At 49.2% G+C, this 17,408-nt stretch carries 12 protein-coding genes and 1 riboswitch; of the genes, 6 read left to right on the top strand and 6 right to left on the bottom strand.

The genetic code is table 11. The features are described 5' to 3' along the window. Positions 1 to 56: 56 nt before the first annotated feature. A complete protein-coding gene (locus H6G89_RS28585; protein ID WP_190513093.1) occupies positions 57 to 2,021 on the top strand; it encodes an ABC transporter ATP-binding protein in 1,965 nt (654 codons plus the stop codon). Between the two features lie 30 nt (positions 2,022 to 2,051). Here H6G89_RS28585 and H6G89_RS28580 read toward each other — a convergent pair whose 3' ends face one another. Beyond that, positions 2,052 to 2,900, bottom strand: coding sequence for an ion transporter (locus tag H6G89_RS28580; protein WP_190513091.1), 849 nt, complete (start codon positions 2,898 to 2,900; stop codon positions 2,052 to 2,054). 2 nt (positions 2,901 to 2,902) lie between these two features. Beyond that, positions 2,903 to 3,121, bottom strand: a complete 219-nt coding sequence (locus H6G89_RS28575; protein ID WP_190513089.1) for a hypothetical protein — start codon at positions 3,119 to 3,121, stop codon at positions 2,903 to 2,905. A 144-nt stretch (positions 3,122 to 3,265) separates the two neighbouring features. Further along, positions 3,266 to 3,435: riboswitch (cobalamin riboswitch) on the top strand. Between the two features lie 39 nt (positions 3,436 to 3,474). Here H6G89_RS28575 and H6G89_RS28570 point away from each other — a divergent pair. The 3 genes from H6G89_RS28570 to H6G89_RS28560 all read left to right on the top strand — a co-directional run bounded on the left by H6G89_RS28570 (position 3,475) and on the right by H6G89_RS28560 (position 6,288). Next, positions 3,475 to 4,662, top strand: a complete 1,188-nt coding sequence (locus H6G89_RS28570) for a sirohydrochlorin chelatase (RefSeq protein ID WP_190513086.1) — start codon at positions 3,475 to 3,477, stop codon at positions 4,660 to 4,662. Between the two features lie 87 nt (positions 4,663 to 4,749). Then, on the top strand, positions 4,750 to 5,025 hold the full coding sequence (gene sipA, locus H6G89_RS28565) for a regulatory protein SipA (RefSeq protein WP_190513083.1): 276 nt from the start codon (positions 4,750 to 4,752) through the stop codon (positions 5,023 to 5,025). A gap of 12 nt (positions 5,026 to 5,037) precedes the next feature. Then, positions 5,038 to 6,288, top strand: coding sequence for an SAM-dependent methyltransferase (locus H6G89_RS28560; RefSeq protein ID WP_190513081.1), 1,251 nt, complete (start codon positions 5,038 to 5,040; stop codon positions 6,286 to 6,288). A gap of 434 nt (positions 6,289 to 6,722) precedes the next feature. On the opposite strand, the gene H6G89_RS28555 is transcribed toward H6G89_RS28560, so the two are convergent. From H6G89_RS28555 to H6G89_RS28540, 4 genes are all read right to left on the bottom strand, one after another. Next, the gene (locus H6G89_RS28555) at positions 6,723 to 8,507 is read right to left on the bottom strand and encodes a tetratricopeptide repeat protein (RefSeq protein WP_190513079.1); all 1,785 of its coding nucleotides are present in this window, start codon (positions 8,505 to 8,507) and stop codon (positions 6,723 to 6,725) included. Between the two features lie 27 nt (positions 8,508 to 8,534). Next, positions 8,535 to 11,150: a tetratricopeptide repeat protein gene (locus tag H6G89_RS28550; protein ID WP_190513077.1), complete on the bottom strand. Its 2,616-nt coding sequence runs from the start codon at positions 11,148 to 11,150 to the stop codon at positions 8,535 to 8,537. A 476-nt stretch (positions 11,151 to 11,626) separates the two neighbouring features. Further along, entirely contained in the window at positions 11,627 to 12,946 is a 1,320-nt protein-coding gene (locus H6G89_RS28545) for a M16 family metallopeptidase (protein WP_190513075.1), read from the bottom strand. Positions 12,947 to 13,018: 72 nt separating this feature from the next. Continuing rightward, the gene (locus H6G89_RS28540) at positions 13,019 to 14,290 is read right to left on the bottom strand and encodes a M16 family metallopeptidase (RefSeq protein WP_190513073.1); all 1,272 of its coding nucleotides are present in this window, start codon (positions 14,288 to 14,290) and stop codon (positions 13,019 to 13,021) included. Positions 14,291 to 14,620: 330 nt separating this feature from the next. On the opposite strand from H6G89_RS28540, the gene H6G89_RS28535 reads away from it, so the two are divergent. Continuing rightward, positions 14,621 to 15,955, top strand: coding sequence for a class I SAM-dependent methyltransferase (locus H6G89_RS28535; protein WP_190513071.1), 1,335 nt, complete (start codon positions 14,621 to 14,623; stop codon positions 15,953 to 15,955). After that, positions 15,948 to 17,288 (top strand): class I SAM-dependent methyltransferase, encoded by a 1,341-nt coding sequence (locus H6G89_RS28530; protein ID WP_190513069.1) that lies wholly within the window; start codon positions 15,948 to 15,950, stop codon positions 17,286 to 17,288. Before H6G89_RS28535 ends, H6G89_RS28530 begins: the two co-directional genes overlap by 8 nt. The last annotated feature ends 120 nt before the right edge of the window (positions 17,289 to 17,408 follow it).

Below are 17,408 nucleotides of genomic sequence, written 5' to 3'. Positions count from 1 at the left end.
ACTGTTAAAATCCATTTAATCGACTTCGGCATATTTGCCTTGTGAGTGCCTCCTCCATGAGTGACCTTGTTCTAGACGTTCGCAATCTAAGAGTTCGGTTTCAAACTGATACTCGCGTTATCCAGGCGGTAGATGACATCTCGTTTGAGGTCAAACGAGGTCAAACCCTGGGAATTGTAGGTGAATCCGGATCTGGCAAATCAGTGACTGCCCTGTCTGTGATGCGACTTGTTCCTACTCCACCCGGAAAAATTGTGGGAGGCGAGATCTGGTTTCGAGAAGCCGTCACAGACTCTGCTTCAGTGGCATCTGACACGGCTCCAGTTGATCCGGTGAATCTGTGCGCCCTGTCGGAGGGGCAAATGCAGAGCTATCGGGGCGGCAAAATCTCAATGATTTTTCAAGAGCCGATGAGCTCGCTCAATCCGGTCTATACCTGTGGCTTTCAATTAATTGAGGCGATCCAACAACACGAAAATATTCCCGTGCCAGAGGCACGCCGCCGAGCCATCAACCTGCTACAAGAAGTCAAGCTGTTGCCCAGTGACGAGGAGTTGGAACAGCGGTTTTTGCAGGAGTGGCAGGAACAGCAGTCTAAATCTGGCAGACTGGCTGAGGCTCCCTCAGAGCGTGATATTCGTCAGGGGGTTAACCGTCAGAAACACGCGATTCTCGATCGCTACCCCCACGAGCTTTCGGGTGGGCAAATCCAACGGATGATGATTGCGATGGCGATTTCCTGCAATCCGTCACTGTTGATTGCCGATGAACCGACGACGGCGTTGGATGTGACGGTGCAGGCGACAATTTTGGATCTGCTGCGAGAACTGCGCGATCGCCGGGGTATGTCTATCCTCTTCATCACCCACGACTTGAGCATCATTGCCGATATCGCTGATACGGTTGCTGTAATGTATCAGGGCAAGATCGTGGAATATGGACCTGTGCTGGATATCTTCTCCAATCCTCAACATCCTTATACCAAGGGCTTGTTGACCTGCCGTCCACAGCTCGATCGCCGTTTGAAGTATTTGCCGACGGTGGCTGACTTTATGGAGGTTGAAGTCAAGCCCAACGGGGAGAAGGTCATTCAAGAGAAGCAGTTAGATGTTGATCAGGCGTTGCGAATGAATGCCGAGGTCAGCGAAGCCGAACTCAGACAACGATTAGTTGAACTGCAACAACAGCCACCGCTGATTCAAGTCAAAAATCTGCAAGTTGGCTATCCCGTTCGGGGTGTGTTGGGGCAGACCCAACGCTATCTGATGGCGGTGAACAATGTTTCCTTTGAAGTCTATCCGGGTGAGACATTGGGGCTAGTGGGTGAGTCGGGCTGCGGTAAATCCACCCTGGCACGAACCCTGTTGCGTCTGGTTAAAACGATGGGTGGGCAGATCTGGTTTGAGGGACGCGAGATTACTCACCTTAACCCCAAGGAACTCCGGAAGCTGCGGCGAGAGATGCAAATTATCTTTCAAGATCCGTTTAGCTCCCTCGATCCCCGCATAACCATTGGTGAAGCCGTGATGGAACCGTTGAGAATTCACCAGGTCGGCAGCAGCAAGCGCAATCGCGAAGAACGGGTTGCCTATCTGCTGGAGCGGGTGGGTTTAGATCCCCGCACAAGCAATCGGTATCCCCATGAGTTCTCTGGTGGACAACGTCAGCGGATTTGTATTGCACGGGCGATCGCCCTCAACCCCAAGTTCATCATCTGCGATGAATCTGTGTCAGCGTTGGATGTGTCGGTGCAGGCACAGGTGTTGAACCTGCTCAAGGAGTTGCAGGAGGAATTCAAGCTGACCTACATCTTCATTTCCCATGACTTGAGTGTGGTCAAGTTTATGAGCGATCGCATTGTGGTGATGAATCGGGGCAAGATTGAGGAGTTGGGTCCAGCAGAGCAAATCTACCGCGAACCTCAGCAGGCTTATACTCGTCAACTGATTTCGGCGATTCCGGTGGGTAACTTGGAGCAGATTCAAATGCGTCAGGCACAACGTCAGACCGCCGTTAGTTGAGGGCATCGGCAAGGACGCGATTGAGTGTGGTTACGTTGTCAATCCTGAATTTTGTTCCCCACTCCCTACTTCTTGTTCCCCATTCCCTACTCTCCGTTCCCCACTCCCCAACTTTGCCCCACAGGCTTTACAAAAGTGGGCATCGTCATCATGAACCGATAAGCCACAACAAGAACAAGGAATTTCAACCTGATCCGTGGTTTTGACCAATCGCTTGATCAGATTCCCTAATTGCCAGGGAATCAGAGCAATGCCTGTGAGGATCATGAGAACGGTCAGAAACCGCCCCAATTCTGACTTTGGTGTGACATCCCCAAAGCCAACGGTGGTCATCGTCGCCACCGAGAAATAAATTGCATCTAAAAAGGTTTTAAATCCTTCTGGGTTGGAAGGATGTTCCACCTGATAAATCAGCCCTGAGAAGACAAAAACGATCGCAAAAATAGTAAATAAAATGCGAGTAACGATGACACTATCCTCGCTACTGACATAACCAAAAATAGTTCTTCCTTCGATAAAGCGAATTAATCGCAAAATGCGGAACCAGCGAAATAAACGGATAAATCGAATGTCGGTTGTCGCACCTAAAAAGAAAGGCAGAATGGCTATTAAATCGATCATAGAGTAAAGGCTGAAAACATATTTTGCCCGGTCTTCAGCGCACCAAAATCGCAATAGATATTCCACTATGAAGATCAGCAGAATGCCGTTATCTAGGGCATTCAACGTGGCTCGTGTTGAGTCAGGAATGGGATAAGTAAGCGTTATAAAAATAACACAAGAGAGCAATACTAACCCTGTGATAACAAAGTTAATTGCTCGTCCTAATGGAGTTTCAATATCCTCTAAATAAAATGAAATCTGTTGCTTCAAAGACATATTCAGAAGAAAGAAAAAAGAAGAGGGAAAAAGGAAGAAGAAAAAAAGAAAAGGCTAAAGGCTAAAGGCTGAAGGAAGAAAGATGCATCATATAGCAGTTCTAAATCGATCGTGAAACCTACTCTTTCATGCGTCATTTGTGTATGGTCAGCAACTATTGACGATTGACCATTGACGATTGACGATTGACGATTGACGATTAACGATTGACCATTGACCATATCTCAAACTTTTTCATGAATCAAATTAGGATGGCTATAGATTGGAATTCTTTTAGCCTTGAGCCTTCATCCTTCAGCCTTTTTCTTGCGGCTCCCCACTCCCGGCATTTTGGGGCGATCGCCAATAGGGTAAGATAACGGAGCACTAGTGAACAGTAGCTCTGTCGGGAAAGTCCGGTTTAATTCCGGTGCTGTGCCGCAACTGTAATGTAGCAAGGATCAACGGGCTTTCAATCGAAGATGAGTGCGATCGCCTGCTTTATCTTGTGATTCCAAACTACGAGCCAGGATGCCGCCGGGCTGCTTATTCACTCTATTTCCTGCGTCGCACAGGAAAGGAGTTTAATTTCCCAATGACGATTCCTACCGAACATTCCACTTCTTTTTCCGTAACCCATCCGTTGGATTTTGCCTCATCCGAGGAAATTATATTGCCCCCACTGCCGATTCAGCGTCCCGTCTTGCTGGTGGGGCATGGCAGTCGAGACAACGACGGACGGCAAAGCTTGCTTGATTTTGCAACAGCGTATCAGGCACTCGACACCTCCCGTCCTGTGGTTCCTTGCTTTTTGGAGTTGACCGAGCCGAGCATCCAGCAGGGAGTCGATCTCTGCGTTGAACAGGGCTACACCGATTTGTCAGTCTTGCCCGTGTTGCTCTTTGCCGCACGCCACAACAAATTTGATGTCACTAACGAACTGGATCGCGCCCGACAACGGCATCCCCAGGTTACCTTCCACTATGGGCGGCATTTTGGTATCACCCCTGGGATTTTAGACCTGTGGCGATCGCGCCTTGCCGAGTTAGATCAACCCCGCTGGAATCCCAACGGTATCTCTCGTGCTGACACGGTGCTGCTGTTTGTCGGACGGGGAGCCAGTGACCCTGATGCCAATGGCGATGTTTTCAAGCTGGCTCGCATTCTCTGGGAGGGTAGTGGCTACAGCACCGTTGAAATTTGCTTTATCGGCATCACTCACCCACGCTTAGAAGAAGGCTTCCGCCGTGCCCGCCTGTACAACCCCAAACGCATCATCGTTTTGCCCTATTTCCTCTTTACTGGAGCACTGGTCAAAAAAATCTTTGACATCACAGCGCAGCAGCAGGAGCAATACCCTGAGATCTCCATGACCTGTCTCCCTGAAATGGGAATGCATCCTCAATTGATGGCAGTGTTGCGCGATCGCGAGATTGAAACCCAACTGGGGCAGGTGCAGATGAACTGCGAGATGTGTAAGTTTCGTTTAGCAGCTGTCCAAAATGGGGTAACTCACGGGCATGATCATGGGCATAGTCATGCTCACGGGCATGACCACGGGCATGGTCATGGGCACGATCATGGTCATGGGCACGATCACAGTCATGGGCACGATCATGGTCATGGGCACGATCACGGTCATGGGCACGATCATGGTCATGGGCACGATCATGGTCACAGCCACGGGCATGCTCACGGACACGATCATGGTCATGGGCACGCTGCGGTTGACCCCTACGCTGAGCCTGATCAGTACCACGATCGCGCCTGGCAGGTTCCTTAAAAACTCACCGTGACAAGATAGATGGGTTGTTGGTGCCGGGCAACATTTACAATCCACATCGAGCCTATTTATTACACCAACAGCCCTATGTCTGAAGCCAAGGAAAAAGAGTTTGCCGTTGGCGATCGCGTCCGAGTGATTGCCCTACCCCCCTATGTCAAAACGGCAGAGTCGATGCCGATGCTGCGTCCTCCCAATGTCATTCAAGTGGGCGAAGAGGGCACAGTTTTAGATCGACGACCGGGTGGATATTGGGGGGTTCGCTTTACCAGGGGTGCGTTTCTCATCGAAAGTCAGTATATTGATCCCGTCACAGGTGATACAGCCGATGACGGGATGCCTGGGACTGAAACCTCTGAGTAAGAGCAGTGAATTATGCGCTGGAAAAATACATTTTTGTGGAACGGGAAACCGCTGTATTACAACCGCATTGACCAAAATAATTTGGCAGAACGGTCAGTAGAAATTCCCATTGCATTTATGTTTCTGGCGCAGCTTGAGAAGCGACAAAACCTGTTAGAAATTGGCAACGTTCTCTCGAATTATGAGAATGCCTTAAGTGACTATCTGGGGTTGCGATCGCGCCGAATTATTGACAAGTTTGAGGTGGCTTTAGGAGTCGAGAATATCGACTTAATGGAGTTACCTTCGGCTGAAAAGTTTGATGCGATCGTTTGCATTTCTACGGTCGAGCATGTTGGTCAAGGCTATGCCGGACATGCTGAAGATCACGACTTTGAAGCACCTTTGAAGGCGATCGCCAAAATTTATGACCTGTTAGAACCAGCGGGCAAAGCACTCGTAACAGTGCCTTTTGGTAAGTTGTTGGATGGGGGTTGGTATATCCAATTTAGCCAGGACTATCTCAACTTATTGACCTCAACCTATGGCATTCCGGCACCTGCAATTAGCACGAGTTACTTTCAGCGAATTGCCACCGAATTAGTGGAGCTTAATCCCCGGCAACTATGGCTTCAAACCCAACCAGAAGCTATGGCAGAAACCGATTATGGATGGGTCTATCCCTATGGCAATGGGCTGGCGGTGATCGAATTAACTAAACAAGTTGAGCCATTCAAATTAACACTGGATGTTCCGGCGACTCCCCTCACTTATCACAAACCCATCAGTGAAACCCTGAGCCGAGATGCCTTTGATCAGATTTATGGAGTATTCAAAAATCTTCGTAGCCTAAACCTGATTGTCTTCCCCGATTGGTCGGCTTCTGAAGCGGAAATTCAATCTGCTCTGTCTCCTATTATTGAAGCGGTGATGGCCCATCCCGATCGCGCCGAAGTTGCTCTGCTAATTGATACCACGGCGATCGCGGAAGAGGATGCGGGACTCCTAATTTCAAGCCTGCTGATGGAACTGTTGGCTGAGCAAGCCTCTGAGGTGACAGAGGAACCCGGAATCTCCCTCACCGGCAAATTAAAACCGTTTCAGTGGCAGGTGTTACGGCTCCAACTTCATGCCCGACTGAAATTGTCTTGTGAGTCTGAAGAGGCGATCGCTCAGGCGCAAGCCGACCATCTGGCGATCGTCTCCCTGGAGCAATTTCGCCACCAACGCATCACACAACTCGATACGGGAATGTGGACGTTACAAGAAAGCAGGAAAGACTAAACTGTTCTCCAATACAAGTGGATCTTCGAGTAATGACGTGAAGTTAGTCTGCACCCGATCCAGCCAGAATTGCTCTAACTCGCTGATTTCTGCCGTCGTACCTGTCCACTCTGGGAAAAATCATGGATCGCGAACCAGCGGTAACCCAAATTTGTTCTTTAACTCAGACAGCTTGATCAGATGGGCTTGAATCGTCTGTGCCATTGCAATTATTCCGTGGCTTTTGGGGACTCGCCTCTTCGTAAATTCACCTGAGTTTGGGATCCGGATCTTGGCGGTTGAAACCGCAGCTACAAGAGCAAGACCGACCTAATATCGGTTCGGCAAACCCTTGATTTTCGTACTCTGTGAATTGCTTCGCCAGGTGCTTAACCCGAATTGACATTAGATTAGGCATAATCGTTCATCACGATAACGGGCTGCAACTCCTGTGGTTAAAGCCCTGACTCGATCAACCGCTGTTGTAATGCCTGCGTTACTCGGTCAAACACCCCTGCCCAGTCTCCCAGTTGTGACTGGCGAAACAGGCGCATGGTGGGATACCAGGGGCTATCCTCGCGATCGAGCAACCACCGCCAATCGGGAACAAACGAAAGCAGCACCCACACGGGTTTACCTAATGCGCCTGCGAGATGAGCCACTGCTGTGTCGGTGGTAATCACCAGATCGAGTTGGGCGATCGCCCCTGCTGTATTGGCAAAGTCATTCAATAATCCGCTCAAGTCCTGAATGGCGATCGCATCGGGCAAATCAACTAATTCTGCGACCCGCTCTCCCTTTTGCAGACTGTAAAAGGCGACTTTTGGGGTTGTTAGTAAATTGGCAAACTCTTGGAGTGAACAGGAGCGACTGTGATCTCTGGGGTAATCGGGGTTGCCTGCCCAGGCGATCCCCACCTTAAGGTGTGTGTTTTGGGGGGCTTCGAGGGTAAACGTGCCCTGGGTAGGAGGTGCCAGATAGGGGATCTGTTGGGGAATAGTATCCAGCGTTGTCTTGAAAAGGTGTGGCAGGCTGAGCAAGGGAGCGTAAACGTCGAAGGCAGGTAACTCCATTCCCATGGGGATCACGTGTTGAATCGAGGGCATGGAGGATAGGAGGCGAACCAGGGACGGAGGACACTGAACAATCACGCTTCCTCCCCTCTCTGCAACCCAATCAACGTAGCGAATGAATTGAATCGTATCGCCAAACCCATACTCGGTGTGTAGCAGAATGGTGCGTCCCTGCAAGGGTGAGCCATCCCACTGGGGAACGCTGAAGTGAGGTTTGGTTGCCCCCGGCAATTGCCAACGCCATTCAAACTCAGCAAATCCCTGTGTCAAGTTGCCCAACTGCAACAGCAAGAAGGCTTTGTACCAGTGTGTTTCGGGGTCATCAGGGTTAAGGTCTAACGCCTGTTGATAGGCAGCCATCGCTGCATCAAACTTTCCTTGTTGGCTCAAGGCAAAGCCTAGATAGCTATACGCTTTGGGCGAATCGGGGTCAATCGTAATCAAGACTCGATAATACGCGATCGCCTCTTCTAATCGTCCATGCCGATCGAGTAGGTGCCCCAGATTGTAGTAGGAAGCTACATTATCAGGTTGCAATTGAATCACCGTTTGATAGTGAGCGATCGCTTCATCAGACTGACCCTGTTGCTCTAACAATTGCCCCAAGTTGTAATAAGCGGTGGCGTTATTGGGGTCGATAGCAATGATGGCTCGATAGCACTCCATTGCCTCTTGAAATTGTCCTTGTAAGTCAAACAAAACTCCCAGGTTGTTATAGAGATGGGTGTCGTTTGGCTTCAGTTGAAGTAGGTGTTGATAGCAAGCGATCGCCTCATCCAACTTGCCCTGTTTAAACAACACATCCCCTAAATTGAGAGCAGCTTGCTCATGGGTTGTATCCAACTCTAAAATCTGCCGACAAATCTTTTCGGCAGCAACAAAGTCAGCGTATTGTAACCGTTGTTGAGCAGCGTTTTCCAGGACTGCAATTAATTCATACGCTAAGCTTTGGCTTTGCTCCGGATCATCCTGGCTCAAGATGGACAACCAAGTAGATTGTGCCGCAAATTCATCGCCTTGCAGCAGGATAGCTAAACCCAAATGCCAATAGAGCGAGGTTTCCTGTGGGGAACTTTCAATGCCCTGCTCATAGAGAGCGATCGCCTCCGCATACTGGTTTTGCACGAAATGCTGCGCTGCCTGTTGGTGTAAGTTCACTAAATCCATGTCATCAATTAACCGACAAATTGTGAACTAGATAACATTTGCCAACCTCAATGTATCGGTCAATCGAGTAATGTTGATTAATATATCCTCTGTCCGAGCATTTGGATGCAGGAGATGATTGAATTGAAACCCTAAAGGAACTTCGCCCAACAAGTAATAGTGCTCAAATTGGAGCAAATTACTAATAAACCAGTAACACGAATAGACATAGTTGGGGGAGAACAATTCAATAATCTTTGTTCCCGGTTGGCAGAACACAATGTTGGTCAAGCCTCCACCGTGGGGAGCAACAATTACTTTGGCATGGTGAATTAGGGCAGCCTGTTCAGCAATGGTCATCGATTCTAAAGCCACACTTTGAAACCCAAACTGCTCCAATACCTCGATGACTTCAGCCTCATTAATCACACGACGATTACTCGTTTGATGACGGGTGATATAAAGCCGTTCAATGGGTTTAGTTTGAGCTATTAGAGTGTTATCTAAGAAGAGATGTTGGAGAAAATGGCACGTCCATTCAGGCATCCAGGAAATTGTTCCTGGAAACGAGGGAACGATTAGTTGATCAGCTCTAATGTGAGGATAATCTTTCGGTTCTAAAATTTGACTTGATAAAATACCCAGTTGGGCTAAGCTTTCCTGCTGAAAGGTAAGGCTTTGATTAACTAGAAAATAATCAATTTTTGCAAGATCTATTCCACTAGAACGGATGAGTTCTAGCCGAGGAAGAACATCAAACATCCAGTGAAAATAGGCATCATTAAAGAGGGCTGATAATACAGCAACCGTTCCTGCAATAGGTTGTATAAAAGGTAATTTTTGAACGGTCAAGGCAGAGTGCTTGCTGGGATGTTTGTCAGGATGATTTGGACTCAAAATAGGAAAGTCAGGTGACACATCTCCTAATAGTTTATTATCCGATGTTATGACTGCCGTACGGTTCCACTCATCGATCCAATAACGTCCTTGTGGAACGATCGCCACAAAGGAATTTGGTAATTCTAAAACCTCCCCAAAGCGAAAACGCAAATCAATACTGGGTTCCAATGTTTGGGGTGGTTTGAGTTGGATGGGATGATTGAAATGAACTGGGAAGTAATGGCTTTTCTCTAATTGATGAGCGATCGCCCATTCCTCTGTTGATTCATAGAAACCATCGGGCGGATCAACTGGCAAAGGCAGCGATCGCAAGTCCAAACTGGGCTGTTTGTGCTGAAGTTTTTCCCAAATGGTATGAACAGCGTGTGCTAATCGAGGGGCTAATTTGATTGCCTGATTGAAATGGGCGATCGCCTCTGAAAGCTGTCCCTGCTCTGCAAACAAAACGCCTAACCGAAAGTAAGCATCATAGGTATCATATGCTTCTGGTTGGTGTTGTATTTTCTGTTGATAAGCTCTGATGGCGGCTTGTTTATCTCCCTTTAAGGACAACGCATCCCCCAGGTGAAAATAGACCTCTGTCAAGTTTGCATTGCTCTCAATGACTCTCTCATAACAAGTGATCGCCTCCTCCAATTGATAGTTTTGTACCAAGGCTTTACCCATCTCTAAGAGAATTTCTGAACTGCCAGATTCAAGGCTTAGGGCTTGTTTAAATGCAGCGATCGCCTGATCGACTTGACCCAGTTTCAATCGTTGTTTTCCCAACTCTAAATATGCCTCAGCAGAATTGGGATCATACTCTAAAGCCGTCTCAAACGCCGCGATTGCAACCTGATCCGAAATCCCCATCTTCTCTAGAGCGGTGTGATTTGCTAGCAGTTTGCCCAGGGCAAGGTAGGTTTCAAGGGACTCTGGTTGATGGAGCAATCCCCGTAGAAGATCGGCATTCATTGCAGTAGCTTGATCGAGCCGAGATTCCTGATTTAATGAGTCTGCCCAGGCAATGTAGTACTGCGCGAAATCAGGGTTTATGGCGATCGCTTGATGCCAACACGAAATTGCTTTTTTGAGATCAGTTTTCTTTAACCAGGCGATGCCTAAATCCCCGTATTGAGGGACAAAATTAGGGTTTAACTGAATGCTCTGATTGAGATAGAAAATAGCATCGTCTGAGCGATTTAGATGCAACAAACAAAGCCCTAAATTGTAAGTAGCATACCAATCATTAGAGACTCGGTTCAGGAAGTTGAAATAGTAAGAAGCGGCTTCCTCAAACAGCTCTATCTTTTGTAGAACGTCTGCCAGTTGTAGATATGTGTTCACGCAATCAGGAGCTAACTCAATTGCCCGCCGCCAACAGGCGATCGCTTCTTCTAATCTGCCTTGTAATGCCAACACCTGACCCAGTTGGTCGTGAACAGGTGCCTGTTCTTCATCCAGTTCCAAAATTTGCTCATAAATCTGGGTGGCTTGTTGCAATCGGGCGGCATCTGTAGATGTCTGCGCCGCTTCTATCAAAATGTCTCGCAGTTCTGCCGTCCAGCCATCGACTTCTTCTGGGGTGGCGTTGGTCAAGACTGACAGCCATACTGCCTGTGCCTCCCAGCTATCTCCATCCAGCACATGAGCTAAGCCTAAATACCAGTAGTTGCTTCTGAGAGTTGAATTCGCCTCGATCGCCTGACTATAGAGCGCGATCGCCCCTGCGTAATCAGCTTGAGCCAGGCAGACGGCAGCTTGTTGTTCTAAGCTTGTGCCCATACAAATCTGGATTTTGAATTGGCGATTGTGGATAGGAGGGATGTATAGCAGTACTCACTAAGGTTAGAACGGGGTGCAGGGGTGGAACCCCTGGCTTGGGGCGCAGCCCCCACACCCCCCTATGTCCTAATGCATATGCGTAGGGCTATATCTTCATCCAAAATTGACAAGATATCCTTGAGATTACCCAAAGCGTTGAGAGAATCCAAAGCCTCTATTGAATGGGCGAGTGTAGCAAGCTTAAGGAGATTTCTGAGCAAGAATCTACCAATTGGTTTTTGGTAGGGGTGTTTTGCAAACGTCCTTACAGGTGTAGCGATCGCCACAACCATTAGGACATTGAATTTGAGTTCTGCTGAGAGACGCGATTAATCGCGTCTGTCCTGTTGAGTGCCTTGTTTTAACTGAGGTGACTAGGGCTATATTTTGTCTCCTGGACTCCTAAGTTTGGAGGGACGATCTGTAGGCGGTTCAGCCTATTGTGGGGAAGTAATCACGGACAGGGCATCTACGGCGATCGCTGGACCAACAAAAGACAGGTAGGGTTCTCCCAGGTAGCGGCAGGCAGCGTCTTGAGCCGCTTCAGCCGTGACATTGGCGATCGCCTGTTGGAACGTCTGATCAAACTCAATACCCAAGCCCAATGTCTCATACCAGCCAAAGGTTTGAGCAATTTGAGCATTGGTCTGTTTGCCCAGGGCATATTGCCCCAATAGCTTGTTTTTAGAGGCTTGCAGCTCATCGGCACTGAGCAAAGTTTGACTGAGGCGGTCAACCTCGCGTCTCAATCCCTCGATCGCCACGGCGGTGTTGATGGGAGCAGTGCCCATGTAAACCACAAAGTGTGAAGTATCGAGCCGGGTCGGGTAAAACCCAGACACCTCGTACGCCAGTCCTTGTTTCTCCCGCAACTCGACAAACAAACGGCTAGATAGCCCGTTGCTCAGGTAGGTGCTCAACAATTTCAGGGCAGCATAGTCTGCATTTTTGACTGCTGGAGCCAAGTATCCCAGCATGAGAATTGCCTGTTGAGTCTCCTGCACTGTGATGACAGGTCGGGGATCAGAGGTGACAGGCGGTAACTCCGGGGAGGGGAGTGGCAAAATTTGCCCATCCTGTTGAGGCGGGTGCCAATCACCAAATACCTGATCCACCAGGGCGATCGCCTCTTCTGGCAAGATTCGTCCGGCAATACTGATCACTAAATTGTCGGGACGAAAGTAGGTTTGATGATAGGTTTGCAGGTCGGCTTGTGTCAGTTGAGACACGGTCGCCTCTGTCCCTAACCCTGAAAAGGCATAGGGATGTTGCTGATACATGGCTTGTCGCAACTGATTTTGACCAATGGCAAAGGGCTGTTCTTGCATAGAGCGAATGCCCTGAAGCGTTAGCCGTCGCTCAAGTTCAACCTCAGGAGCCGGAAAGATGGGCGATCGCAAAATCTCAGCAGCCAGTTTCAACATTTCGACAAAGTCAGCCGAGACAGTTTTGAGGCTCAGTAAACAGTAGTCTGAGGCAGCATCTGTGCCCAGACTGGCTCCCACCGACTCGACCTGTTCGGCAATTTGTTGTGAGGAGAAGTTAGCCGTTCCTTTAGTGATGACGGCCGACAAAAGATGAGAGATGCCTGTCTGTGCAGCGACTTCATAGCGACTGCCAGCTCGAATAAAGATACGGGCGGCAATGATATCAGCGGCAGGATTTTCAACGGTTAAAACCGTCATACCATTTTCTAAAACGGCACGATGCACATTACGGTTCTGTAGCGTCTGCGCCACATATAGATTTACGGGCATAACGAAGGGAATTTAAAAGTGAAGAACACACGGAATCGAACAGCAAGCAGCAGATGAATTGAGATGAGTGGTCTACATTGGAAGTGGCTTGAGCACGACAGCCGCGTAGTGGTAGGGCGACAGATATTGACTTGCCAGTTGTTGTAGTTCCTGTGCCTCAAAACTGCGAATTTGCTTGGGATACTGAACGGCTATGTCTGCTTGAGCAATGGTGTTGTAATACCCATACAGACCCGCCAGTTGGCTTGATGTTTCCGTTGAGAAGGCGTAGTCATTGCAGAGCAAGCGTTTGTGGCGAGCTAATTCGGCATCGCTGATGGGTTGGGTCATCAACTCAGAGAGGCGATCGCCAATGATGCCTTCGACCACATCCACATATTCCGGCTCTAACCAGGCGTGAATCGTGAACAAGCTAGAATCGCGCTGCAACGAAAAGCCACTGCTGACCCCTTGCACCAACTGCCGCTCTTCCCGCAATTCGCGCACCAGACGCGACGATCGCCCACCAGCCAGCACCACCGACAACAGATCGAGTCCATAGGCACTCCGTAACTGATCGACCCCTGGACCCACCCAACCCATTAATAAACGTGCCTGTTCTAACCGGGGCAAGTGTAATTCCTGGCGACGAATTTCGGTAATCGGAGGCTCTGCTTCAATGGAGAGAGAAGGCAAATGGGGACGAGTCGGAAAGCGGTGAAATGCTTGTTCCACTAATCTCAGGGTGGTGTCTTCATCCACATCGCCGACCACCACTACCGTCATGTTTTCGGGTTGATAGTGTGCCCGGTGAAAGCAGCGCATCTCTTCGGGCGATCGCGCCAGCAGTTGCTCCGCACTGCCCAACACCGATCGTCCGTATGGATGGCACTGATAAACGCTCTCCATCAATGCCTGAAATCCTAACCAGTCCGGGTCATCTTCCGCCTGACGAATCTCCTCTAAAACCACATCTCGCTCGCGCCAAAACTCATCTTCTGGGATAGCGGCATTAATCAATAGCTCTGCTAAACAGGGCAACGTGTCAGGCAAATGAGCAGCGGTGGTGTTGATGAAATAGTGAGCATAATCGTGGCTGGTTGCTGCATTGGTGATGCCACCCCGATTTTCAATCACCTGATCAAAGTAGCCTGGAGGCAGGTCATCCGTGCCCTTAAAGATCATGTGCTCTAAAAAGTGAGCCATGCCGACCCACTGCTCTGGCTCAGCGATCGCCCCAGCCCTGACCCACACATCCACGGCTACCACAGGCGTGGCAGAAATATATTGGTGAAGAACCGTCAGCCCATTATCCAATTTATGGAGACGAGCCGGAAATTCTGACGTTGTTAGAAGTGCAGTCAACCTTCTACTTCAAGCCTTTATCAAATTAGGTATTCAAATATCCTAACGTCAATTAGTTCACGTTGGGGATACCACCGAGTTAGGGACAGGATTCAGGTGAAGAAAATACTGACTGAATCTTCGGTTTTTCTTAGAGAAACCGGGTTTCTGCGTCTCGTCCTTCAAGCATTTGGGGATTGTTGCTGAAAATCATTCCCTGATGACAGTTCCTTCATGAAGTAACAAAGAATAGGCAAGTGGGAATACTGAACCCAGAACACGTAAGTAACGCGCCTCTGCCCCTGCCTTTTTTGGGACACCGCACCAGGACACTCGCATTAGTACCAACCTATGGACAGTCAAGTCTCCGAATCCCTAGAGAAACTTCGCCGCCTGTTTGATCACGCCCCCTTCCCTCGAATCCCCCTCGAAGAATCCCCCAAAACAAACGATAATCTGCTCTACAAGCACAATCTAATCACACCCTACTATCTGAAATACCAGAGGGTAATTGATACTACAAACACAGTGATTCTGGATGCAGGCTGTGGCAGTGGTTTTAATGCACTCACCCTGGCAGAAGCGAACCCTGGTGCCACCATTATTGGGATTGATATTTCAGATGCCTCGATTCAGTTAGCAAGAGAGCGGCTAAAGTATCACGGATTTGATTCCGCTGAGTTTCATGTCCTGGCGATCGAAGACCTACCCACATTGGGACTTGAGTTTGACTATATTAATTGCGATGAGACGCTCTACTTAGTTCCCGATCCTCTCGGCGCATTAAATGTGATGCGATCGCTCCTGAAACCCCAGGGGATCTTGCGGCTAAACCTGCACAGTGCTCTGCAACGCCGCAACTTTTATCGGGGGCAAGCTCTATTTAAACTGATGGGGTTGATGGAGGATTCGACGGATGACGCCATTGAGGGTGTGATCGAAACCATGAGTGCCTTGAAGGATGATGTCAGACTCAAAACCACAACCTGGAAAGGGGAATGGGCAAAACCAGACAACCATGGGCAGATCCTGGCAAATCATCTCCTGGTAGGGGATAAAGGGTTCACCATTCCTGATTTGTTTGCTCTGCTGGAGGCAGCCGATCTGGAGTTCCTCAGCATGGTGAACTGGCGACACTGGGATGTGACCGATCTGTTTCAAGACCCCGACAATTTACCTGCGATTTGGGCAATGAGTCTGGAGGGAGCGTCGATCGCCGAACGGTTACGCCTCTATGAGTTGCTCCATCCGGTCAGTCGCTTGTTAGATTGTTGGTGTACACTGCCCGATGCGGATGGCGATCAGCGACCCGTTGACGAGTGGACAGATGCCGATTGGCAAGCGGCAGTGATTCATCTCCATCCTCAACTCCGACACGATCACGCCAAAACCGAGTTAATCACGAGTATCGTCAACACCAAACCTTTTGAAATTAGCAAATTTGTCGATCTGCCGACCCTGGCACCTGTGTTGTTGCAGAGTCACCAGGCTGCCTGTCTGTTGCCGCTTTGGGAGTCACCCCAATCTTTGATGACGCTGGTCGATCGCTTTTTACAGGTGCAGACCCGTGATCCCATTACCTTAGACCCGACAAGCACCGAAGTGGCGATCGCCGAAGTCAAGCGTCTCCTCAATCAATTACACCCATTTCTCTACGTCTTGTTAGAACAACCCCACCATGGATAACCTAACCCCCGAAAAGCTGGAAAGGATTCGGCAGCAGTTTGACTTTGCCCCCTATCCTAGGGTGCCCCTGGATAAATCACCCCGAGAGGACTATCACTCGCTGTTTCTACACAACATGGTGACGCCCTACTATCTGCGGCACCAACGGGTGGTTGATACGAATGGCGCATTAATTATGGATGCGGGATGTGGCAGTGGTTACAAAGCATTGACGTTGGCGTTGTCCAACCCTGGGGCGCGTGTGGTCGGGGTGGATCTATCCCCCGCATCGGTTGAACTGGCAGATCTGCGCTTGAAACACCACGGTATCACCAATGCCGAATTTCACGCGATCGCCCTCGAAGATCTACCGGAGTTGGGGCTAAAGTTTGATTTCATTAACTGTGACGAAACGCTGTATCTATTACCCAATCCCACATTAGGGTTGACCGCTCTGCGATCGGTGCTCAAACCTGATGGCATCATTCGGGGTAACCTGCATAGTTACTTTCAACGAGAAAACTTTTACCAGGCTCAAGACCTGTTCAGAATGATGGGGTTAATGGACGGTAACCCCGAAGAGTTTGAAATTGGGATTGTCACTGAAACCATGAAAACTCTCAAAAATGACATTCGGCTCAAAGTTCAGGCATGGGGACCGCGCTACGAGGCAGGCGACCATCCCGATCAGGTCATGGCAGAAATTCTGGCAAACCATCTGCTCCTGGAAGACAAAGGCTTCACGATTCCTCAATTATTTGCCATGTTTGCGGAGGCAGGCTTGGAGTTCATCAGCATGGTGAATTGGCTGCAATGGCAACTGCCAAGTCTGTTTAAAGATCCCACTCAGTTGCCTCCCCGCTGGCAAGCTCTGCTCGACAAAACATCCGTCGCCGAACAGTTACACCTGTTTGAATTGTTACATCCGGTCAATCGACTGTTTGATTTTTGGTGTGGCCATCCCCGGCAAAGTAATCCTCCAACTCCAGTCGCTCAATGGGATGAGGCAACCTGGCAACGCTGCACGGTTCACCTCCATCCTCTTTTACGCATTGACCCTGTGAGAGAGCACTTGAAGGCTTGTATCGACGCTTCAACAGCGTTTGAAATCAGTCGATATATCAAACTCTCGGCTCCGGGTGCAGTCATGCTGGATAGTCCTTTGGCTGCCACGCTGTTACCCCTCTGGGAGCAACCCCAACCCATACAGGCTCTTGTTCACCGCTATCTTCAGATCCGCCCGCTGCATCCAGCTACGTTGGAGCCTGTAGCCGAACAAACAGCCTTCCAGGAGGTGAAGCAACTGCTAGAACAACTGGAGGCGTTTTGCTATGTCCTGCTAGAGCCCAAATGACGTTCGTTTTAGGAAAAAAAGAGATAGATTTTTTGCCGCAGGTGATATGAATTCCATAAAAGCTGGGCAAGTTATATCCAGGATTTAGCAATCCAAACATTCCCGCAACTCAAGGAGAAA

Source organism: Oscillatoria sp. FACHB-1407 (genome assembly GCF_014697545.1).
Classification (GTDB): Bacteria; Cyanobacteriota; Cyanobacteriia; order Elainellales; family Elainellaceae; genus FACHB-1407.
Note: the sequence above shows the minus strand (reverse complement) of the source record. Positions and strands in the feature narration are given on the sequence as shown.

Coding starts and splice junctions, on each gene's coding strand:
- sipA (WP_190513083.1), top strand. CDS start 4,750: ATGTCTGAAGCCAAGGAAAAAGAGTTTGCCGTTGGCGATCGCGTCCGA.
- H6G89_RS28530 (WP_190513069.1), top strand. CDS start 15,948: ATGGATAACCTAACCCCCGAAAAGCTGGAAAGGATTCGGCAGCAGTTT.
- H6G89_RS28550 (WP_190513077.1), bottom strand. CDS start 11,150: ATGGGCACAAGCTTAGAACAACAAGCTGCCGTCTGCCTGGCTCAAGCT.
- H6G89_RS28580 (WP_190513091.1), bottom strand. CDS start 2,900: ATGTCTTTGAAGCAACAGATTTCATTTTATTTAGAGGATATTGAAACT.
- H6G89_RS28570 (WP_190513086.1), top strand. CDS start 3,475: ATGACGATTCCTACCGAACATTCCACTTCTTTTTCCGTAACCCATCCG.
- H6G89_RS28535 (WP_190513071.1), top strand. CDS start 14,621: ATGGACAGTCAAGTCTCCGAATCCCTAGAGAAACTTCGCCGCCTGTTT.
- H6G89_RS28575 (WP_190513089.1), bottom strand. CDS start 3,121: ATGGTCAATGGTCAATCGTTAATCGTCAATCGTCAATCGTCAATCGTC.
- H6G89_RS28555 (WP_190513079.1), bottom strand. CDS start 8,507: ATGGATTTAGTGAACTTACACCAACAGGCAGCGCAGCATTTCGTGCAA.
- H6G89_RS28585 (WP_190513093.1), top strand. CDS start 57: ATGAGTGACCTTGTTCTAGACGTTCGCAATCTAAGAGTTCGGTTTCAA.
- H6G89_RS28545 (WP_190513075.1), bottom strand. CDS start 12,946: ATGCCCGTAAATCTATATGTGGCGCAGACGCTACAGAACCGTAATGTG.
- H6G89_RS28560 (WP_190513081.1), top strand. CDS start 5,038: ATGCGCTGGAAAAATACATTTTTGTGGAACGGGAAACCGCTGTATTAC.